At 71.9% G+C, this 18,153-nt stretch carries 13 protein-coding genes; 4 read left to right on the top strand and 9 right to left on the bottom strand.

Going from position 1 to position 18,153, the window contains the following annotated elements:
* Window positions 1-6: 6 nt before the first annotated feature.
* Window positions 7-1,422 (bottom strand): N-acetylglucosamine/diacetylchitobiose ABC transporter substrate-binding protein, encoded by a 1,416-nt coding sequence (gene ngcE, locus OH804_RS03860; RefSeq protein WP_196924325.1) that lies wholly within the window; start codon window positions 1,420-1,422, stop codon window positions 7-9.
* A gap of 193 nt (window positions 1,423-1,615) precedes the next feature.
* Between ngcE and OH804_RS03855 the strand changes: the two genes are divergently transcribed.
* Window positions 1,616-3,046 carry an acyltransferase gene (locus OH804_RS03855; protein WP_406062782.1) on the top strand — a complete coding sequence of 477 codons (1,431 nt, stop codon included), beginning with the start codon at window positions 1,616-1,618 and terminating at the stop codon, window positions 3,044-3,046.
* Here OH804_RS03855 and OH804_RS03850 read toward each other — a convergent pair.
* The 4 genes from OH804_RS03850 to OH804_RS03835 form a co-directional block, all read right to left on the bottom strand.
* Window positions 3,018-4,505, bottom strand: coding sequence for a CoA-acylating methylmalonate-semialdehyde dehydrogenase (locus tag OH804_RS03850; protein WP_406062780.1), 1,488 nt, complete (start codon window positions 4,503-4,505; stop codon window positions 3,018-3,020). The genes OH804_RS03855 and OH804_RS03850 overlap by 29 nt on opposite strands.
* Window positions 4,502-5,800: an aspartate aminotransferase family protein gene (locus tag OH804_RS03845; RefSeq protein WP_406062778.1), complete on the bottom strand. Its 1,299-nt coding sequence runs from the start codon at window positions 5,798-5,800 to the stop codon at window positions 4,502-4,504. Before OH804_RS03845 ends, OH804_RS03850 begins: the two co-directional genes overlap by 4 nt.
* Window positions 5,801-5,922: 122 nt before the next feature.
* Window positions 5,923-6,738 (bottom strand): hypothetical protein, encoded by an 816-nt coding sequence (locus tag OH804_RS03840; RefSeq protein WP_406062776.1) that lies wholly within the window; start codon window positions 6,736-6,738, stop codon window positions 5,923-5,925.
* Between the two features lie 31 nt (window positions 6,739-6,769).
* Complete coding sequence (locus OH804_RS03835; RefSeq protein ID WP_196924329.1) at window positions 6,770-7,663, bottom strand: hypothetical protein; 894 nt, start codon at window positions 7,661-7,663, stop codon at window positions 6,770-6,772.
* A gap of 64 nt (window positions 7,664-7,727) precedes the next feature.
* Between OH804_RS03835 and OH804_RS03830 the strand changes: the two genes are divergently transcribed.
* The gene (locus OH804_RS03830) at window positions 7,728-8,696 is read left to right on the top strand and encodes a hypothetical protein (RefSeq protein ID WP_196924330.1); all 969 of its coding nucleotides are present in this window, start codon (window positions 7,728-7,730) and stop codon (window positions 8,694-8,696) included.
* 33 nt (window positions 8,697-8,729) lie between these two features.
* Here OH804_RS03830 and murD read toward each other — a convergent pair whose 3' ends face one another.
* Window positions 8,730-10,076 (bottom strand): UDP-N-acetylmuramoyl-L-alanine--D-glutamate ligase, encoded by a 1,347-nt coding sequence (gene murD, locus OH804_RS03825; protein ID WP_406062773.1) that lies wholly within the window; start codon window positions 10,074-10,076, stop codon window positions 8,730-8,732.
* A gap of 82 nt (window positions 10,077-10,158) precedes the next feature.
* Here murD and OH804_RS03820 point away from each other — a divergent pair, with 82 nt between their 5' ends.
* The gene (locus OH804_RS03820) at window positions 10,159-11,508 is read left to right on the top strand and encodes a hypothetical protein (RefSeq protein ID WP_406062771.1); all 1,350 of its coding nucleotides are present in this window, start codon (window positions 10,159-10,161) and stop codon (window positions 11,506-11,508) included.
* Window positions 11,509-11,888: 380 nt separating this feature from the next.
* Here the strand turns inward: OH804_RS03820 and OH804_RS03815 are convergent, their stop codons facing one another.
* The 3 genes from OH804_RS03815 to OH804_RS03805 all read right to left on the bottom strand — a co-directional run bounded on the left by OH804_RS03815 (window position 11,889) and on the right by OH804_RS03805 (window position 16,210).
* Window positions 11,889-13,769, bottom strand: a complete 1,881-nt coding sequence (locus OH804_RS03815) for a PucR family transcriptional regulator (protein ID WP_406062769.1) — start codon at window positions 13,767-13,769, stop codon at window positions 11,889-11,891.
* Window positions 13,770-13,862: 93 nt separating this feature from the next.
* Complete coding sequence (gene argG / locus OH804_RS03810; RefSeq protein ID WP_406062767.1) at window positions 13,863-15,314, bottom strand: argininosuccinate synthase; 1,452 nt, start codon at window positions 15,312-15,314, stop codon at window positions 13,863-13,865.
* Between the two features lie 47 nt (window positions 15,315-15,361).
* Entirely contained in the window at window positions 15,362-16,210 is an 849-nt protein-coding gene (locus OH804_RS03805; RefSeq protein WP_406066409.1) for a TrmH family RNA methyltransferase, read from the bottom strand.
* A gap of 91 nt (window positions 16,211-16,301) precedes the next feature.
* On the opposite strand from OH804_RS03805, the gene OH804_RS03800 reads away from it, so the two are divergent.
* Entirely contained in the window at window positions 16,302-18,149 is a 1,848-nt protein-coding gene (locus OH804_RS03800) for a thiamine pyrophosphate-requiring protein (RefSeq protein ID WP_196924336.1), read from the top strand.
* Window positions 18,150-18,153: the final 4 nt, after the last annotated feature.

Here is an 18,153-nt window from a genome sequence, read left to right as displayed (position 1 = left end):
GGGCGGTCAGGCCGCTCGCTTGTACTTCTTGATCGAGCTGTCCTGGGCGATCGAGTCGGCGCCCTTCTGACACTGGTCGAGGAACTCCGCGGGGCCGATCCGGCCGCTGAAGAACTCGCCGCATGCCGCGTCGACGAGGTTGCGCTCCAGCTTGCGGTAGTAGTTGTTGTAGACCCAGTTGAAGCCGTTGGCGCCGGACGCGTCGAGGGCCTTGACCACGGTGTTCAGCCCGTACGGCAGCTCGACACCCTCGCTGGAGCCGGCGACCACGGTGAGGCTGGCGACCTTCTTCGTGAAGTCCTGGGCGCCCTTCTTGGAGAGCATGGTCCGGAAGTACTCCAGGCCACCGGCGACGTTGCGGGCCTTGGCCGGCACCATGAACGGCTCGCCGGCGGTGCCGCGGATCGCCTCGAACGGCAGCTTGTCGCCGCTGCCCAGGCTCGGCGTCGGCGCGATGGTCATGTTGAACCCGGCCGGGGTGACGTCCTTCTGCTCGCTCTCCAGCCAGGAGCCGCAGGAGATGAAGGCGGCCTTGCCCTGGCACCAGGCGGTCTGCGACTGCTTGTGGTCCAGGCCGGGCGAGCCTTCCAGGATGTACTTGTCCTTGACGATCTGGTGCCAGGCGTCGGCGGCGGCCTTCATCGCGTCGGACTTCCAGGCGTTCGGCTCCAGGTTGTCGAGTGCGAGGGCCACCGACGGGCCGCCGAGCTTGATCGCGGTGGAGATCAGCGGCCAGCTCATGTAGCGCGGGTGCAGGCCGGCGTACGTCCAGGGGGCGATGCCAGCGGCCTTGATCTGCTTGCAGAGCGCGATGTGCTCGTCCCAGGTCTTCGCGTACTCCCACTTGCGCTCGGTGAACAGCTTGTTGGAGTACCAGATGCCGTAGGCGGTGTAGGTGTAGTTCAGCACCAGGAACTTGCCGTCGTAGGAGCCGATCTCGACCGCGCCGGGCAGCAGGGTGTCCTTGACCGTCTTGCCGGGCACGTCGAGGCTCGGGGCGGCGAGCAGGTCACCGAGGTCGGCGAGGGCGTTCTGGCTGACCAGGCCGTTGAAGTCGATCTGGCCGGTGCCGGAGTTGTTGACCACGTCCGGCGGGGAGCCGTCGACGAAGCGCGGCTGAAGGGTCTTGCTGATCTCCTGGGTGGCGGAGTGCTTGATCTTCGCCTTCGGGTACTTCTCGGTGTACATGGCCTCGTGGGCCTTGGCGTACTCCTCACCGAACCCGCCGCCGAAGATCACCACCTCGAGTGGGGCGTCCTCCTTCACGCCGAGCGGGTTCTCGGCGCTCTTGGTGCCCTGGTAGGTCTCGGCATCGTTCTTGTCACCGCCACCGCCGGTGGCGCAGCCGGACAGCAGGCCGGCGGCGGGGGTGGCCAGGAGGCCGGCGGCGGCGCTGCGCCGCAGGATGTCACGCCTGTTCATGGGTTCTCCTCGGGTCGGGTCGGGCGGATCGCCGGTCTGTGGGGGGAGGCGTCCGCCGCGCGAGGGGCGGTAGTTCTCTTCAGTTCATGCTCTGTTGCTGAAGAATTTCTACGACAGCCGAGCCCGGACTTCAAGTCCTTGCGGTCGAACCGTTATCACCACCAGCCGTCGCCGGGTCGCCTAGCCTGAGGCGATGCGCCGTCTGCGCCAGCTGGCCGAGCGCACCCCGGCTGGGCGGGAGCGGTACGTCGACCTGCTCCGCGCGCTCGCCATCACCATGGTCGTTCTCGGACACTGGAGCGTCACGGTGATCGGCCGCGACGCCACCGGGCAGGCCACCGGGCACTCCGCGCTCGGCGACCTGCGCTGGGCGTACCCGTTGACCTGGCTGGCCCAGGTGATGCCGGTCTTCTTCCTGGTCGGGGGATACGCCAACGCGGCCTCGCTGACCCGGCTGCGGGCCCGCGGCGGCGACGCCGCCGGCTGGCTGATCGACCGCAGTGCCCGCCTGGTCCGCCCCACCAGCACGCTGCTGCTGGTGCTCACCGTCGCTGCGGCGGTCGCCTGGCTGCTCGGGGCCGACCCGACCCAGATCCGCGAGGTGTTCTGGTTCGCCACCATTCCGCTCTGGTTCCTGGTCGCCTACCTGGCGGCGGTCGCGCTCACCCCACCGATGTACACGCTGCACCGCCGCCTCGGCCTGGCCGTGCCGCTGGTGCTCGTCGCACTGGTCGGCCTCGGCGACCTCGGCCGGCTGAGCGGGCCGGAGGAGCTGAGCTACGGCAACTACCTGTTCGGCTGGCTGGCCGTCCACCAGCTCGGCTTCGCCTGGCACGACGCCCGCGCCGCGCCGTCGCCCGCCGGCCCAACCCCGCCACCGCCGGCGAACGCCGCCGCCGACGCTGCCGGCCCGTCGACTCCCGACCGTCCGGGGGTACGCCGACGGCGGCTGCCCACCTCCCGCCGGGCCGGCCTGGTCTTCCTGGCGGGCGGGCTGGGCACGGTGCTGCTGCTCACCGTGCTCGGCCCCTGGCCGGTGGCCATGCTCAAGGTGCCCGACGAGCGGCTCGACAACGCCGCGCCGCCCAGCCTCGCGTTGCTGGCCGTCGCCGCCGGCCAGCTCGGGCTGATCCTGCTGCTGCGCGGCCCGGCGGAGCGGATGCTGCGCCGCAGCCGGCCATGGCAGCTGGTGATCGGTGTCAACCTGGTGGTGCTGACCGTCTTCCTCTGGCACCTGAGCGCCGCGATCCTGCTGATCGGGCTGCTCGACGCGGTCGGGACGCTGCCCACCCCGACGGTCGACACGGCCGCCTGGTGGGCCTGGCGGGTGCCCTGGTTGCTGCTGCTCAGCGTCGTCCTGGTGGTGCTGGTCGCCATCTTCGGGCCGGTGGAGGCGCGCAGCGGCCGGCACCGCACCGGGCGGCGGACCGGCCGGGGCACCCGGGCCCGGACGGCGTTGGCGGTGGCCGGCTACGCCGCGGTGGTGGCCGCGCTGCTGGTCAACAGCACCACGCCGCAGCAGGCCCCGGAGCCGCTCGGCACGCCCGTCCCGGCGCTGGTGGCGTACCTGGCCGGGGCGGGCGTGCTGCGACTGCTCAGGTCTGGGTGGGGAACCCGAGGTTGACCCCGCCGTGCCGCGGATCCAACCAGCGGCTGGTGACGACCTTGCCCCGGGTGAAGAACCGCACCCCGTCCTCGCCGTGCGCGTGCAGGTCACCGAAGAGGGACGACTTCCACCCGCCGAACGAGTGGTACGCCATCGGCACAGGGATGGGCACGTTGATCCCGACCATGCCCACCTCCACCTCGTGCTGGTAACGCCGGGCCGCCCCACCGTCGTTGGTGAAGATCGCCGTGCCGTTGCCGTACGGGCTGGCGTTGACCAGGTCCACCGCCTCGTCGTAGGAGCCGACCCGGACCACGCTCAGCACCGGCCCGAAGATCTCGTCGGTGTAGATCGACATGTCCGGGGTCACCCTGTCGAACAGCGTCGGGCCGAGCCAGAAACCGGCCGGGTCGCCGTCCGGCGTCACGTCCCGCCCGTCCACCACCGGCACCGCGCCGGCGGCGACACCGGCGTCCACGTAGGAGCGCACCTTCACCGCGTGCGCGGCGGTGACCAGCGGGCCCATGTCACAGCCCCGCCGGCCGTCGCCGGTGCGCAGCCCGGTCACCCGCGCGGCGATCCGCTCGACCAGCGCGTCCGCCACCGGCTCCACCGCCACCAGCACCGAGATGGCCATGCACCGCTCCCCCGCCGAGCCGAACCCGGCGTTGACCGCCGCGTCGGCGGCCAGGTCCAGGTCGGCGTCCGGGAGCACCACCATGTGGTTCTTCGCCCCACCGAGCGCCTGCACCCGCTTGCCGGCGGCCGTTCCACGTTGGTAGACGTACCGGGCGATCGGTGTGGAGCCGACGAACGACACCGCCCGCACCTCCGGGTGCTCCAGCAACGCGTCGACCGCCTCCTTGTCGCCGTTGACCACGTTGAGCACCCCGTCGGGCAGGCCCGCCTCGGCGAACCACTCGGCCAGCAGCAACGCCGCGCTCGGGTCCTTCTCGCTTGGTTTGAGCACCACCGCGTTGCCGCAGGCCACAGCCACCGGCACGAACCACAGCGGCACCATCACCGGGAAGTTGAACGGGGAGACCACCGCGACCACCCCGAGCGGCTGCCGGATGGTGTACGAGTCGACCTCGGTGGACACGTTCTCGCTGAACGCGCCGCGCAACGCCGACGGCAGGCCGCACGCGTACTCGATGACCTCCAGGCCGCGCTGCACCTCGCCGGCGGCGTCGGCGAGCACCTTGCCGTGCTCGGCGGTGATCACCTCGGCGAGCCGGTCCCGACGGGCGTGCACCAACTCCCGGAAGGCGAATAGCACCGCCGACCGCCGCGCCAGCGACGCGTCCCGCCACGCCCGCGCCGCGCGGGCGGCGGCCTGCACCGCGACGTCGACGTCCGCGGTCGAGGCCAGCTCGACCTCGGCGGTACGCCGACCGGTCGCCGGGTCGAACACGTCACCGCGCCGCTGCGACGTGCCGCCGATCCGCTTGCCGTCGACGAAGTGACCGATGCTCATGCCGCCACCCCCGCCGCCGTACGGATCGCGTCGACGAGGATCGCCAGGCCCTCACGGGCCTCCTCCTCGGTCAACGTCAACGGTGGCCCCATCCGGAGCACGTTGCCGTGCAGACCGCCCTTGCCGGTCAGCAGGCCACCGTCGCGGGCGGCTTCGAAGACCCGGTTGGTCAGCGCCGGGTCGGGCTCACTGCTGCCCGGCCGGACGAACTCGACGCCGAGCATCAGCCCCTTTCCGCGTACCTCGGCGACGCAGTCGAGCCCGCGGACCGCGGACCGCAGGCCGTCGGCGAGGATCGCGCCGACGCGGGCCGCGTTCGCCTGGAGGTCGTGCGCGATCAGGTAGTCGAGCACCGCGTTGCCGGCGGCCGTGGAGATCGGGTTGCCGCCGAAGGTGGAGAAGCTGATGGCCGGCACCGACTCCAGCACCTCGGCCCGGCCGACCACCCCGGCCAGGGCGAACCCGTTGCCGATGCCCTTGGCGAAGGTGAGCAGGTCCGGGGTGACGCCGTGCGCCTGGTAACCCCAGAAGTGCTCCCCGGTACGCCCCCAGCCGGTCTGCACCTCGTCGGCGATGAACAGGATGCCGTGCTCGTCGAGGACCTTCTTCCAACCGGCGAAGAGCCCGTCCGGCGGGTGCACGAAACCACCCACGCCCTGGATCGGCTCGGCGATCAGCGCGGCCACGTCGCCGGCGGTCTGGGTGGCCAGCACCTCGCGTAGGTCCTCCACCGCCGCGTCGACCTGCTCGTCGGCGCTGAGCCGGGCCAGCAGACCGCGCACCCGGTCACCGGAGTGCAGCCACGCCACCTGGAGCGGGTTGAGGCCGCTGGCCGACCAGTTGCGGTTGCCGGTGACGCCCATCGCCGCGTACGACCGGCCGTGGTAGCTGTTGCGCACCGCCAGGATCTGGTGCGAACGACGGTGGTTGGTGGCGACCAGCAGCGCCGCCTCGTTCGCCTCGGTGCCGGAGTTGGTGAAGAACACCCGGGCGTCGGGGATGCCGGAGCGCTGGGCGATCTTCTCGGCCAGCTCCACCTGTTGGCGGATCAGGTAGAGCGTCGAGGTGTGCGCGATGCCGGTGGCGAGCTGCCGCTCGACGGCCTCCCGGATCTCCGGGATGTCATACCCGATCATGTTGGTCAGCACGCCGCCGAAGAAGTCCAGGTAGCTGCGACCCTGCGCGTCGGTGACCCGGCGGCCCGAGCCGGAGACCAGCTCGAGAGGCTCGGCGTAGTACAACGGCATCCAGGACGGGAGCACGGCCCGGTGCCGGGCCAGCAGGTCGTCGGTCATCGTGGCAACCCTTCAGCGGCGTTCGTGGATACCGCACGCTCCCACCGCCGGCCGATGCGAACAACTGTCACCCTGTAGCGCAAGGACGTCACCGGCTGACAGCACGTCAACGGTTTCCACGACTACGATCGGCCTTGACCGCTGATTTCCGCAGCCTTAGTGGCTTCCCTCCACTTGATCCGTAGGCTCGCCGCTCGTGCATGGGCAACCTGGCGGGGGCGCAACGGCAGGTGCAGGGCGACGGCGACCACCGCGAAGGCCGCCCAGCCGGCGCCCAACGCCACAGCCGACGAGACGTCCTGAAGGTAGTGGTACGCGGTCAGGAAGCCGACCAGCGCGAGGCTGTTGCGGGCGAAGTGCCGACTGAACTCGGCCAACTGGCGGCGGGCCTCGACGGCGACCAGCACCCCCGAGTACGGGAAGGTCACCACCATGCCGCGCAGCACGGCGCCGAGCAGCGCGGTGAGGACCGCCCCGACGAAGATCACCAGCAGCTTGAGCAACACCGGCAGCCCGTCCGGGCGGCTCTCCGCGACGGCGACCGTCTCCTCGGCGGGAGCGCCACGTCGGCGGGCGCGACGGCGCAACCACAGAATGGCCGCCAGCCAGAGCACGAGCGTGCCGGCGAGGGCCACCTCGAACGGGATGTCGACGGCCAGCAGGCCGGCGCTCAGCGCCACGTACCCGGCGATCCCCGCGACGTCGGCGAGCAGGATCGGCCAACGCCACCGCTGGTGGGTGACCGCCACGATGACGAAGAAGAGGTTGAGCCCGAGCACGCCGAGCACCTGCGCGCCGTCCACCCGGTGGTCGGTGGTGACCAGGGCGAGCGTCATCGGCAGCGGCAGACTGTAGACCAGCGCGCGGAGCCGGACGGAGCGGATCACGCTGACCGCCCAGACCACGGCCGTCACCAGCAGGACCGCGCTCAACGTCATGGCTCACCCGTTCCCGCCCCGGCGGGGGCCGTCAGTCCTGGAAGGTCGCGGCGTTCGCGCAGAGGTCGAACACGCGGGTGAGCCGAGCAACGTCCGTCCGGTTGACCGAGAACTGATTCTCGCCGATCTCGCCGTGCGCGGTCATGTGGGCCTCCCAACAGCTCGACCCGTCCCAGAGTGTCAAATTCACGTGCAGGTGCGGACTCACCACCCCGAGGGGCAGCAGACCCACCCGCGCCCCGGCCGCGCGCTGCTTCTCCACCAGGGCGGACAGCTCCTCGGTCAGCGTGGCGTAGACGAAGACCCTGGTGATCTGGACACCCCGTTGCAGGGCCTCCACGTTGGCCTCCCAGTAGCGCCGGCCGATCTCGCTGCGCCACCAGCTCAGCTCCCCGCTCACCCGGGGCATCACGTTTGTCAACCCGTCCAGCCGGCGCACGCAGGTGCGGGTCGCGCCGACCAGGTCCTCGTCCTCGTCGCCGCGCCGGATGATCCGACCGTCGGCGAGCTGCTCGGCCTCCAACCGGAACTGCTCGTAGCGCCGCTGCGCCTCGACCGCGACCCGGGTGCCCGCGTGCTGCTCGGCCGCCTCCCGCATGGCCCCGGCCAGGTCGGTGGTGGTGCGGACCAGCCAGGGCGGGCCGTCCAACAGGGTGCGCAGGTGGAAGCGGCGCTCCGCGCGGGCCAGTGAGTCCACCAACAGCGAGATGGTGATGCCCATCAGACCGGCCAACAGCGACTCCACCCCGGAGGCGGCGTTGCTGAGGTCGAGCACGATGCTGAGGGTGACCGACAGCGTGATGCCGACCAACGCCACCGGGTCGGTGTGCGCGACCAGCCGGACGAAGCCGGCGCCGGAGCCGCCGCCCTCCCGGAACCGCTGACGGGCCACGTCACGGGTCATCGAGATCCCCCAATCAACCACTCCCGCCAGCGTAGACAGCAACCACAACCGCCGGCCCCGCCGCAGCGGCCGGTAGCATCCGGCTGTGCACAGAACGGACGCGGCGCCGTCGACCGGAACGGACGACGAGCGGACCACGGCGGAGGTCTGGGCCTGGGTCTGCTCCACCCCGCTGCGCGGCCTGGTCGCCCACTTCGGCGGCACCTGGCCCGACGGCGACCTCACCGACGTGCTCCGCTTCCTCGACGACTTCTCCGCCCGCCACTGGGACTTCCGGGGCGGCCGGGAACGGCCCGACGCCCGGGAGCCCGACCTCGACCCGGCCACCGCGACACTGGTGCTCGACGCGGCTGCCGCGCTCGGGCTGATCCACCCGGTGCCACCGGCCCGGTCGGCGTACGCCCACCTGGTGGTACTCGGCGGTCTGGCGCACGCCTGCGTACGCCGCGTCGGGTACGCCGCGCACCTGCTCCGCGCCGGCCTACCGGTGAGCGGCGAGGTCGCCGTCCTGGGCAGTTTCCGGCCGCTGTCGGACTGGGAACGCCGCACGCTCGCCGACGCGGGCCTGCCGGCCGACGACACCGAGGTGGACGTGCTGGACACGGCCGTCCGCCGGGTGTTCGAGGTGACCGCCCCGACGGAGGAGGACGGCGTCGACGCCGGCCACCCGCACCACTCCTGGTCGTCGCGGACCTACCGACCGGACGGGCTGCCGCCGATCCGGGTGCTGGCCGCGCCGTCCAGCGAACCCGACCAGCGACGCGCGCACACCGCCGACACGCAGCGGTTCTGGGCAGGCCACGTCCGGCTCGCCCCGGGCGACCAGGTCCTGATGGTCACCGCGCCGATCTACGTGCCGTTCCAGCACTGCGACGCCCTGCGCACACTGGCCCAGCCGTACGGGTGCGCCATCGACACTGTCGGCGTGGACCCCACGTTGGCCGACCTGGCGGTGCTACCCGAGCAGACCCTCACGCCGGGGCGCTACCTCCAGGAGATCCGGTCGGCGATCCGCTCGATGCGCGCCCTACACGCCGGGCTTCGCCCCCGCTGACCTGGCTGGTGTGGACCCGCCGCTGAGCTGAGCTCAGCGGGCGGTGTCGGCGACGGCCTGCGCGAAGACCTCGGAACGGTGCTCGAAGTTGCGGAACCGGCCGTAGCTGGGCGCGGCCGGAGACAGCAGCACCACCCCACCGGCCGGAGTCACCTCCCGGGACAGCCGGACCGCGTCCACCAGGTCGTCGACCAGTTCGGTGCGCACCTTCGGCAGGCCGGCGAGCACCTCGACGATGCGGGTGCCGCTGTCCGGAATCCCGATCACTGTCAGCTCCCGCTCGGCCAGGTGCTCGGCCAACGGCGTGTAGTCCAGACCCCGGTCGTTGCCCCCGACGATCACCGTCAACGGCCGCCCGTCGTACGCGTCGATGGCGTGCATTGCCGCGTACGGGCTGGTGGCCAGGGTGTCGTCGACGAACGTCAACCCGGACGGGTCGGTGATCTCGGTCAGTCGGTGGGCCAGCCCCTGGAACTCGGCGACCGCGACGGCGAGGTGGTCCTTGTCGGCCACCACGTCCACGCCGAGCGCGTCGAGCACGGCGAGCGCGACACAGAGGTTGCCCTCGTTGTGCCGGCCGACCAGCGGCAGCACGGCACGCGGGAAGAGCGGTTGGTCACCGAAGTGGAACCACGGGGTGCCGTCCGCGCCGGTGGCGACGTGGGTGGTGTCGGGGCGACCGGCGCGGACCGCCGGCAGCTCACCCAGCTCCGCGGCGAGCCGGGGGTCGCCCCCGTTGACCACGATCGTCTGCGGGTCGTGGGCGAGCAGGTTGAGCTTGTCCCGGTAGTACTCCCGTTCGCCACCGTGCGCGTCGAGGTGCTCGGGGAAGAGCGCGGTGACCACCGCCACCCGGGGCGAGTCGGTGAGGTCGCTGCACTGGTAGCTGGACAGCTCCAGCACGTACAGCTCCGCGTCCGGCAGGTCCAGGGTCGGTACCCCGATGTTGCCGCCGAAGACGTTCGGTCGGCCCATCGCGGTGAGCAGGTGACTGATCAGGCTGGAGGTGGTGCTCTTACCCTTGCTGCCGGTGACCCCGACGGTGCGCGCGGCGTGGTCGGCCATCCACAACGCGGTGCCCTGGGTCACCATGATCCCGCGGCGGCGCAGCTCGACCAGCCACGGGTGGGTCTGCGGCACCCCCGGGGAGCGGACCACCACGTCGGCGGCGGCCAGTCGTTCGAAGCCGGCCTCGCCGGTGACCAGCGGCGCCGCCTCGGCCAGCGGGCCGTCCCAGGGCAGCGACAGGAAGTTGGCGCTGTCGTCGACCGCCACCAGCTCGGCGGGGCCGTGCGCGGCGATGGCGGTCACAGCGGCCCGGCCCTCCCGACCGGTGCCCCAGACGGCGACGGTACGTCCGCGCAGGTCAGAAAGGCGCACGGGGCTCTCCTCGTGGGTCACGGCGGCGGCAGGGCGGGCCCGGTCCGGACACGGCCGGACGAACCAGGGCCTAGTATGGCGTGTGCCCAACGAGCAGCTCCGGCGGATGGACGCCTTCACCTTCCCGTCCTACTCGATCGACTTCGCCACCGGCGAGGTGTTGTTCGACTACGCCCTGACCGGCCCGGCCGGTGAGCAGCGGTTCACCGAGGTGATCACGCTTCCGCTGCCGGCGGAGCCGCCGTCCGACGAGACGGTGGCGACCCTCAACCGGGTGCTGGAGGTGCTGCACCTCGTCGCCGGGGTCAGCTACTACAAGGCCGCCGCTCCGCCCCGGCTCGTGCTGCCGGCGCCGCTGGGCGCGGCCACCGTCGACTACGTCACGGCCGTCTACACCAGGGGCCTCGCCGAGTACGCGTACCGCAACCAGCTGCCGCACGTGCTCGAACTGCGCCCGGAGGTGCCGGCCGGCACGCCGGAGTCACCCCGGGTGTACGACGACTCGGACCGTCGCCCGCTCTCGGCGGTCGGCGGCGGTAAGGACTCGATCGTCAGCCTGGAGGCGCTGCGCCGAGCCGAGCTGGACCCGGTGCCGTTCTCGGTCAACCCGAACCACGTGATCGTCGCCGTCAACGAGGCGTCCGGGCTGGTCCCGTTGGCCGCCCGGCGGCGCATCGACCCGGTGCTGTTCGACCTGAACGCGGCCGGCGCGCTCAACGGGCACATCCCGGTCACCGCCATCAACTCCCTGATCGCGGTGGCCACCGCCGTCCTGCACGGACTGGGCCCGGTGGTGATGTCCAACGAGCGTTCGGCGTCCGACCCGAACCTGGCCTGGAACGGCCACGAGATCAACCACCAGTGGTCCAAGGGCGTCGAGGCGGAGGGGTTGCTGCGGGCGTCGCTGGCCGAGCACGCCGGCCTGACCGACCCGTACTTCTCGCTGCTGCGTTCGCTGTCCGAGCTGCACATCGCCCGGCTGTTCGCCGAGTTCACCCGGTACGACGACGTGGTGACCAGCTGCAACCAGGCGTTCAAGCTGCGCGACGCGAGTGAGCGTTGGTGCCGTGACTGCCCGAAGTGCCGGTTCGTCTTCCTGGCCATGGCGCCGTTCATGCCCCGGGAACGGGTCACCCACATCTTCGGCGGTGACCTGCTGGCCGACGAGTCGCAGATCCCCGGCTACCGCGAACTGCTGGGCGTGGACGGGCACAAGCCGTTCGAGTGCGTGGGCGAGGTCGAGGAGTCGGTGGTGGCCCTCGGCCTGCTCGCCGAGCAGGACCAGTGGCGCGACGCCCCGGTGATCCAGGCCCTGGTCGACGCCGTCCCGGAGACGGCCTGGTCCGCCGTCGCCAACTCGGACGTCTTCACCCCCGGCGGCCCCAACCACATCCCCCCAACCTACGCAAAAGCCCTAAGTTCCCTCACCTAGCCCGGCAGTGAACCCACTTTCCCCGCTGAGGACCGCCGCGAAGCGAAACAGCAAGGAGCAGGCCCCGCCCCGCCCCGCCCCGCCCCGCCCCGCCCCGCCCCGCCCCGCCCCGCCCAGGCGAGTGTGCCCCTGCTCCTTTGGAGCTGATGTCGTAGACGAATCGGGGCGTGGTTGACCCGAGCCGAGCCGAGCGATTCGTTCACGACATCAACTCGATAGCGTGGCGGACCCCGATGCCCACCCCTACGCCAGGCCGACCCCGCCCGTGTCGATCATGGTGCTGTGGTGGGCGCAATAGACGTTTTCGTGACTTCTGCACCCCGCCACAACTCCTTGATCGACGCGGGCGGGGCGGAGAAGAGGGCCGGGTGGGGGTGGGGTTAGGGGGTTCGGACTGCTTCTAGGGCTAGTAGGGCCACATGTAGGGAGAGGCTGGCCTCTACCGAGTCGAGGTCCACGTCGAGGATGCGGGCGATGCGGGCCAGGCGTTCGTAGAAGGCCGGCCGCGACAGGTGGGCGGCGGCGGCGCCTGCGGACTTGTTCCGTCCCTGCTCCAGGTAGGCGCGCAGGGTGTCGAGCAGCCGTTCCCGAGGATGCCGGGCGTCGTACTCCAGCAGCGCGCCGAGTTCGCGCTCCACGAACGTCTGGAGTCGGGGCTCGTCGCGCAGCAGGTGCAGCAGCCCGGCCAGGCCGACGTGCGGCAGCCGGAAGACCCGCAGGTCACGCCGGTCCCGTCGGGCCGCCTCGGCGATCTGCCGCGCCTCGACCAGCGACCGGCGGGCCTCCCGCAGGGTGCTCACCCCCGAGCCGGCGGCCACGATCACGGCACCCGGGCCAGCACCCCGGGACGGATCGACACCGACCCCCGCGCGAGCGGTCTCGACCCCGAGACCCACGCGGGGCGGATCTACGCCGAAGCCCGTGCGGACCGGATCGGCGCCGACCGCCGCACGGGAAGCGTCGGATGCGGGACGGGAAACGTCGACACCGGAGGTGGCCCGAGCCGGTTCGACGCCGGGTGCCGGCCGGCCGGTGCCGGCGTCGAGGCGTACCCGACGAAGGGCGTTGGCGAACGCGGACAGCGCGCGGTCCTCGGCGGCCGGGTCCGACAGGGCCAGCAGCGCGCCCACCGAGTTGTCGTCGACGGCGCTGGTCAGCGCGGTCAGCTTCGCCTCCCGCAGGGCCTGGCCGACCGCCTCGGAAAGATCGCGTAGCCGGGCCTGGCCGGCCTCGGGGCCGACCTCCCCGGCGGGGTCGTCGGCGCGGTGCCGGACCATCACGCCGACCAGGTGTCGCCGGTCGAGCACCACGCCGAGCGCCTTGGCCCGCAGCCCCACCTCGTCCACCGGGCGGGAGTGGTCGAGCAGCGCGGTGAGCAGGGTGCGGTGGATCTGTCGTTCCAGGCCCTCGGCGTCGCGGCGGATCAGCCGGCCCAGCGCGAGGGTGGACGCGGCCCGCTCGATCAGGATCGTGAGCCGGGTGGGCGGGCCCACGCTCGGCTCGACCGCCTGGGCGCTGGGCACGTCGCCGCTGGCCGGCCAGCGGAGCAGCAGCCGACCCCAGTCCTGCCCCCGGGCGCCGACTGTGGTCACGAGCCAACCGCTGTCCGGGTCGTACGCGGTCCGCCCGGCCGGACGGATCCGCCGGGAGTGCTGCTCCCAGCCGTCCAGCAGCAGCTCGGCGCTCTCCCCCGCCGGGTCGTACCCGAGCACCTGCCGGGACAGGTTCTCCAGCACCACCGGGCAACCGGACAGCTCGGCGGCCTGTCGGATCACCTCGGCGGCGTCGGCGCCCTCGACGGAGAGGTCGTTGAACCGCTGGTGGATCTCCTCGGTGGCGCGCAGCTCGGTGAGCTGCGCGTCGACGATCAGCGCGTGCACCGCCTCGGTGATCCGGACGAACGGGGTGGCCCGGCGCAGCTCCACCAGGGGCAACCCACGCCGCTCGGCGGCGGCGGCCATCACCCGGGGCACACCGCTGACGTACCGGCGGCCCAGCTCGACGACGAGCCCGGAGACTCCGACGTCGGCGAGGTCGCCGATGAACGCGCGCAACCCGGTGTCGTCCCCGGGCAGGCCGATGCCGGTGGTGAGCACCAGTTCGCCGCCGCCGAGCAGGGTGGCGATGTCCGGTACCTCGGCGACGTGCACCCAGCGGACGGGTCGGTCCAGCCCCTCGTCGCCGGCGACGACGCGTGGAGCGCCGTGGCGGACCGGGTCCAGGGCGAGGACCTCACGGACGGTAGGGAACACGGCCGCCACGCTACCGTCCGTGACGCCGGAACTCGACTTGCCACCGCTGGCCGAGCCAGCCGGCCCCGGTACCTGCCACCGGCGGCCGGGGGTCGGCCGGGCTCAGTCGACGCCGAACTCCATCGCGGCGCGGTCGAGTGCCTCGTCCTCCGGGGAGGCGACGCCCCGGGAGGCGATGGCTTCCGCGCCGCCCTGCGGCATCGCGCCGATCAACCCGGTCGAGGCGGCCTGCGCGGCGCCGATCATCCGCTGCGGGTTCCCGCCGCCGACCAGGCCGAGGGAGGCGTACTGCTCCAGCTTCGACCGCGAGTCGGCGATGTCCAGGTTGCGCATGGTGAGCTGGCCGATCCGGTCCGACGGGCCGAACGCCGAGTCCTCGGTACGCTCCATCGACAGCTTGTCCGGGTGGTAGCTGAACGACGGGCCGGTGGTGTCCAGGATCGAGTAGTCCTCGCCCCGGCGCAGCCGCAACGTCACCTCGCCGGTGACCGCCGTGCCGACCCACCGCTGCAACGACTCGCGCAGCATCAGCGCCTGCGGGTCCAGCCAGCGGCCCTCGTACATCAGCCGACCGAGGCGGCGACCCTCGCTGTGGTAGTTCGCCAGAGTGTCCTCGTTGTGGATGGCGTTGACCAGCCGCTCGTACGCGGCGTGCAGCAGCGCCATCCCGGGCGCCTCGTAGATGCCGCGGCTCTTGGCCTCGATGATCCGGTTCTCGATCTGGTCCGACATGCCCAGGCCGTGCCGGCCGCCGATGGCGTTGGCCTCCAGCACCAGGTCGACGGCGTTGCCGAACTCCTTGCCGTTGATGGTGACCGGGCGGCCCTGGTCGAAGCCGACGGTGACGTCCTCGGTGGGGATCTCCACCGACGGGTCCCAGAACCGGACGCCCATGATCGGGTTGACAGTCTCGATGCCGGTGTCGAGGTGCTCCAGCGTCTTCGCCTCGTGCGTGGCGCCCCAGATGTTGGCGTCGGTCGAGTATGCCTTCTCGGTGCTGTCCCGGTAGGGCAGGCCGCGTTCGAGCAGCCACTCGGACATCTCCTTACGCCCACCCAGCTCGGTGACGAAGGCGGTGTCGAGCCACGGCTTGTAGATGCGCAGCATCGGGTTGGCCAGCAGGCCGTACCGGTAGAACCGCTCGATGTCGTTGCCCTTGAAGGTCGAACCGTCGCCCCAGATCTGGACGTCGTCGGCGACCATCGCCCGCACCAGCAGGGTGCCGGTCACGGCGCGGCCCAGCGGGGTGGTGTTGAAGTACGCCCGCCCGCCGGTGCGGATGTGGAAGGCGCCGCAGGTCAGCGCGGCCAGGCCCTCTTCGACCAGGGCAGCGCGGCAGTCGACCAGGCGGGCGACCTCGGCGCCGTAGCTGAGCGCGCGACCGGGCACCGAGGCGATGTCGGGCTCGTCGTACTGGCCGATGTCGGCGGTGTAGGCGCAGGGAATCGCGCCCTTGTCGCGCATCCACGCGACCGCGACCGAGGTGTCGAGGCCGCCGGAGAAGGCGATGCCGACACGTTCGCCGATGGGCAGGGAGGTGAGAACCTTGGACACGGGGAAAATTATGCAATAGAACGCATGGCCATGCAAGCTGATGCGGTCTACTCGCCGCCGAACGGCGGATCGTCGCGACCCAGCTCCCAGAACGCCACCGCCGCCGCGGCGGCCACGTTCAACGAGTCGACGCCACGGCGCATCGGAAGGACCACCCGCACGTCGCTGGCGGCCTGGGCCGCCGCGGTGAGGCCGGGCCCCTCGGCACCCAGCAGCAGCGCCGCCCGCTCGCGCTGCGCCGAGGTCAACCGCTGGATCGGTACGGCGTCCGGCGCGGGCGTCATGGCCAGCACCGTGAAGCCGGCCTCCCGTACCTGGTCCAGACCCTCGGGCCACCGGTCGAGCTTCGCGTACGGCATGGCGAAGACCTCACCCATGCTGACCCGGACACTGCGCCGGTACAGCGGGTCGGCGCAGGACGGCGACAGCAGCACCGCGTCGATGCCGAGTGCGGCGGCACCCCGGAAGACCGCGCCGAGGTTGGTGTGGTTGTTCACGTCCTCCAGGAGCACGACCCGGCGCGCGGCGGCGAGCACCTCGTCCGCCGTCGGCAGCGGCCGGCGGTGGAACGACGCCAGCACCCCCCGGTGTACGTGGAAGCCGGTGGCCCGTTGCAGCACGTCCTGTGTCGCGGCGTAGACCGGCGCGTCGCCGGTGTCCAGGTCGGCGAGCTGGTCGACGCGCTTGGCGTCGACCAGGTACGACCGGGCCGGGTAGCCCGCGCGCAGCGCCCGGCGCAGCACCAGCTCCCCCTCGGCGATGAACAGTCCGTGCGGCGGCTCCCAGCGGGTGCGCAGCTCGACGTCGGTGAGCGCCCGGTAGTCGGCGATCCGGTCGTCGTCAGGGTCGGTGATCTCGTGGACGGGCACCCGACGATTCTGCCGGACGCGGAGCAGCGCGCTTCGACGCCCGCCCGACGGGGTGTTTTGTCCGAAGAAGAACGGGAATGACCGGCGGGTATCGGACGTGACGGGAAGGACCAGCCAGGTGAGCGCAGACGACACCACGGCGGGCGAAGCGGGCCCCCTGCCCCGGCGTCCGACCGTCGCGGACCACATCGTCTCGCGGCTGTTCAGCTGGGGCGTACACCGCTACTTCGGCTATCCCGGCGACGGCATCAACGGCCTCACCTCCGCGCTGCAACGCACCAACGGGCGGGCCCAGTTCATCCAGGTCCGCCACGAGGAGACCGCCGGCTTCGCCGCCTCCGCCCACGTCAAGTACGGCGGCGGCCCACTGGGCTGCGCGCTGGTCACCAGTGGGCCGGGGGCGATCCACCTGCTCAACGGCCTGTACGACGCGAAGCTCGACCACCAACCGGTGATCGCCCTGGTCGGGCACACCGCGACCACCGCCGAGGGCGGCGGCTACTACCAGGAGGTCGACCTGCTCGCCCTCTACAAGGACGTGGCCGCGGCGTTCCTGGCCCAGCTCGACCACCCGACACAGGTACGCCACCTGGTCGACAGGGCGTGCCGGACAGCGCTGGCCCGGCGTACCGTCACCGCCCTGATCCTGCCCCTGGACCTCCAGGACGAGCCGGCCGTCCCGAACCCCCCGCACGCGCACGGCTACTACCAGACCAGCAACGCGCCGAGCAGTACGCCGACGGTGCCACCGGAGGCGGACGTACGCCGGGCAGCCGAGGTCCTGCGCGGCGGGCAGCGGGTGGCCATGCTTGTCGGCCAGGGTGCCCTCGGCGCGCGCGACGAGGTCCGCGAGATCGCCGACCGGCTCGGGGCCGGCGTGGCCACCGCACTGCTCGGCTTCACCGCCGTCGACCACCGCGAACCGTGGGTGACCGGCGCGATCGGGCTGCTCGGCACCCGACCGAGCTGGCAGCTGATGAGCGGCTGCGACCGACTGCTGATCGTGGGCAGCAACATGCCGTACTCGGAGTTCTACCCACCGCCCGGGCAGGCCCGCGCGGTGCAGATCGACCTGGACGGCACCCAGCTCGGGCTGCGGTACCCCACCGAGGTGAACCTGACCGGCGACGCCCGCCCCACGCTGCGGGCGTTGCTGGACGAACTGGGCCCCGGCCCCGGGCCGACCGCCTGGCGGACGGAGATCACCGAGGCCACCTCGGCGTGGCGCCGGGTGCAACACGACCTGGCCGAGCAGGCCGCCGACCCGGTCAACCCGCAGTTGCTCTTCCACACCCTGAACGAGCGGCTGCCGGACGACGTGCTGCTCGCTGTCGACTGCGGCACCACCACCGCCTGGTACGCCCGACACATCCAGGTACGCCCGAGCATGCTGGCCAGCCTCTCCGGCACGCTGCTGTCCATGGGCGGCGCCATGCCGTACGCGTTGAGCGCCAAGTTCGCCCACCCGGACCGGCCGCTGGTCGCACTGATCGGCGACGGCGCCATGCAGATGAACGGCGTCAACGAGCTGATCACGGTGGCGAAGTACTGGCGCAGCTGGGCGGACCCGCGCTTCGTGGTGCTGGTGCTCAACAACCGGGATCTGGCGTTCGTCAGCTGGGAACAGCGCTCGACCGAGGGGACGCCGATGTTCCCCGACAGCCAACAGTTGCCGGATATCGCCTACCACCAGTGGGCGGAGGTGCTCGGGCTGCACGGTGAGTTGATCGACTCACCGGAGCAGGTGCGCGACGTCTGGGACCGGGCGCTCACCGCCGACCGGCCGGTGGTGATCAACGCCCTGGTCGACCCGGCCGAGCTGATGCTGCCACCGCACTTCACCGTCGAGCAGGCCCGCAAGACCGCCGCGGCGGTGCTCCGCGGCGACACCGACTGGGCCGGGATCATCCGCCGCGGCCTGCCCGCCACAGTGGCCAGCTACCGCCCCCGCCGCCGCGACCGCTGAGACC

Origin of the sequence: Micromonospora sp. NBC_00860, assembly GCF_045207375.1 — a bacterium.
GTDB lineage: Bacteria > Actinomycetota > Actinomycetes > Mycobacteriales > Micromonosporaceae > Micromonospora > Micromonospora vinacea.
This window is presented reverse-complemented; position numbering and strand designations above follow the sequence as displayed.

Bases quoted from the DNA above. Each gene is read 5' to 3' on its own strand.
- ngcE (WP_196924325.1), bottom strand. From the start codon at position 1,422: ATGAACAGGCGTGACATCCTGCGGCGCAGCGCCGCCGCCGGCCTCCTG.
- OH804_RS03855 (WP_406062782.1), top strand. From the start codon at position 1,616: ATGCGCCGTCTGCGCCAGCTGGCCGAGCGCACCCCGGCTGGGCGGGAG.
- OH804_RS03850 (WP_406062780.1), bottom strand. From the start codon at position 4,505: ATGAGCATCGGTCACTTCGTCGACGGCAAGCGGATCGGCGGCACGTCG.
- OH804_RS03845 (WP_406062778.1), bottom strand. From the start codon at position 5,800: ATGACCGACGACCTGCTGGCCCGGCACCGGGCCGTGCTCCCGTCCTGG.
- OH804_RS03840 (WP_406062776.1), bottom strand. From the start codon at position 6,738: ATGACGTTGAGCGCGGTCCTGCTGGTGACGGCCGTGGTCTGGGCGGTC.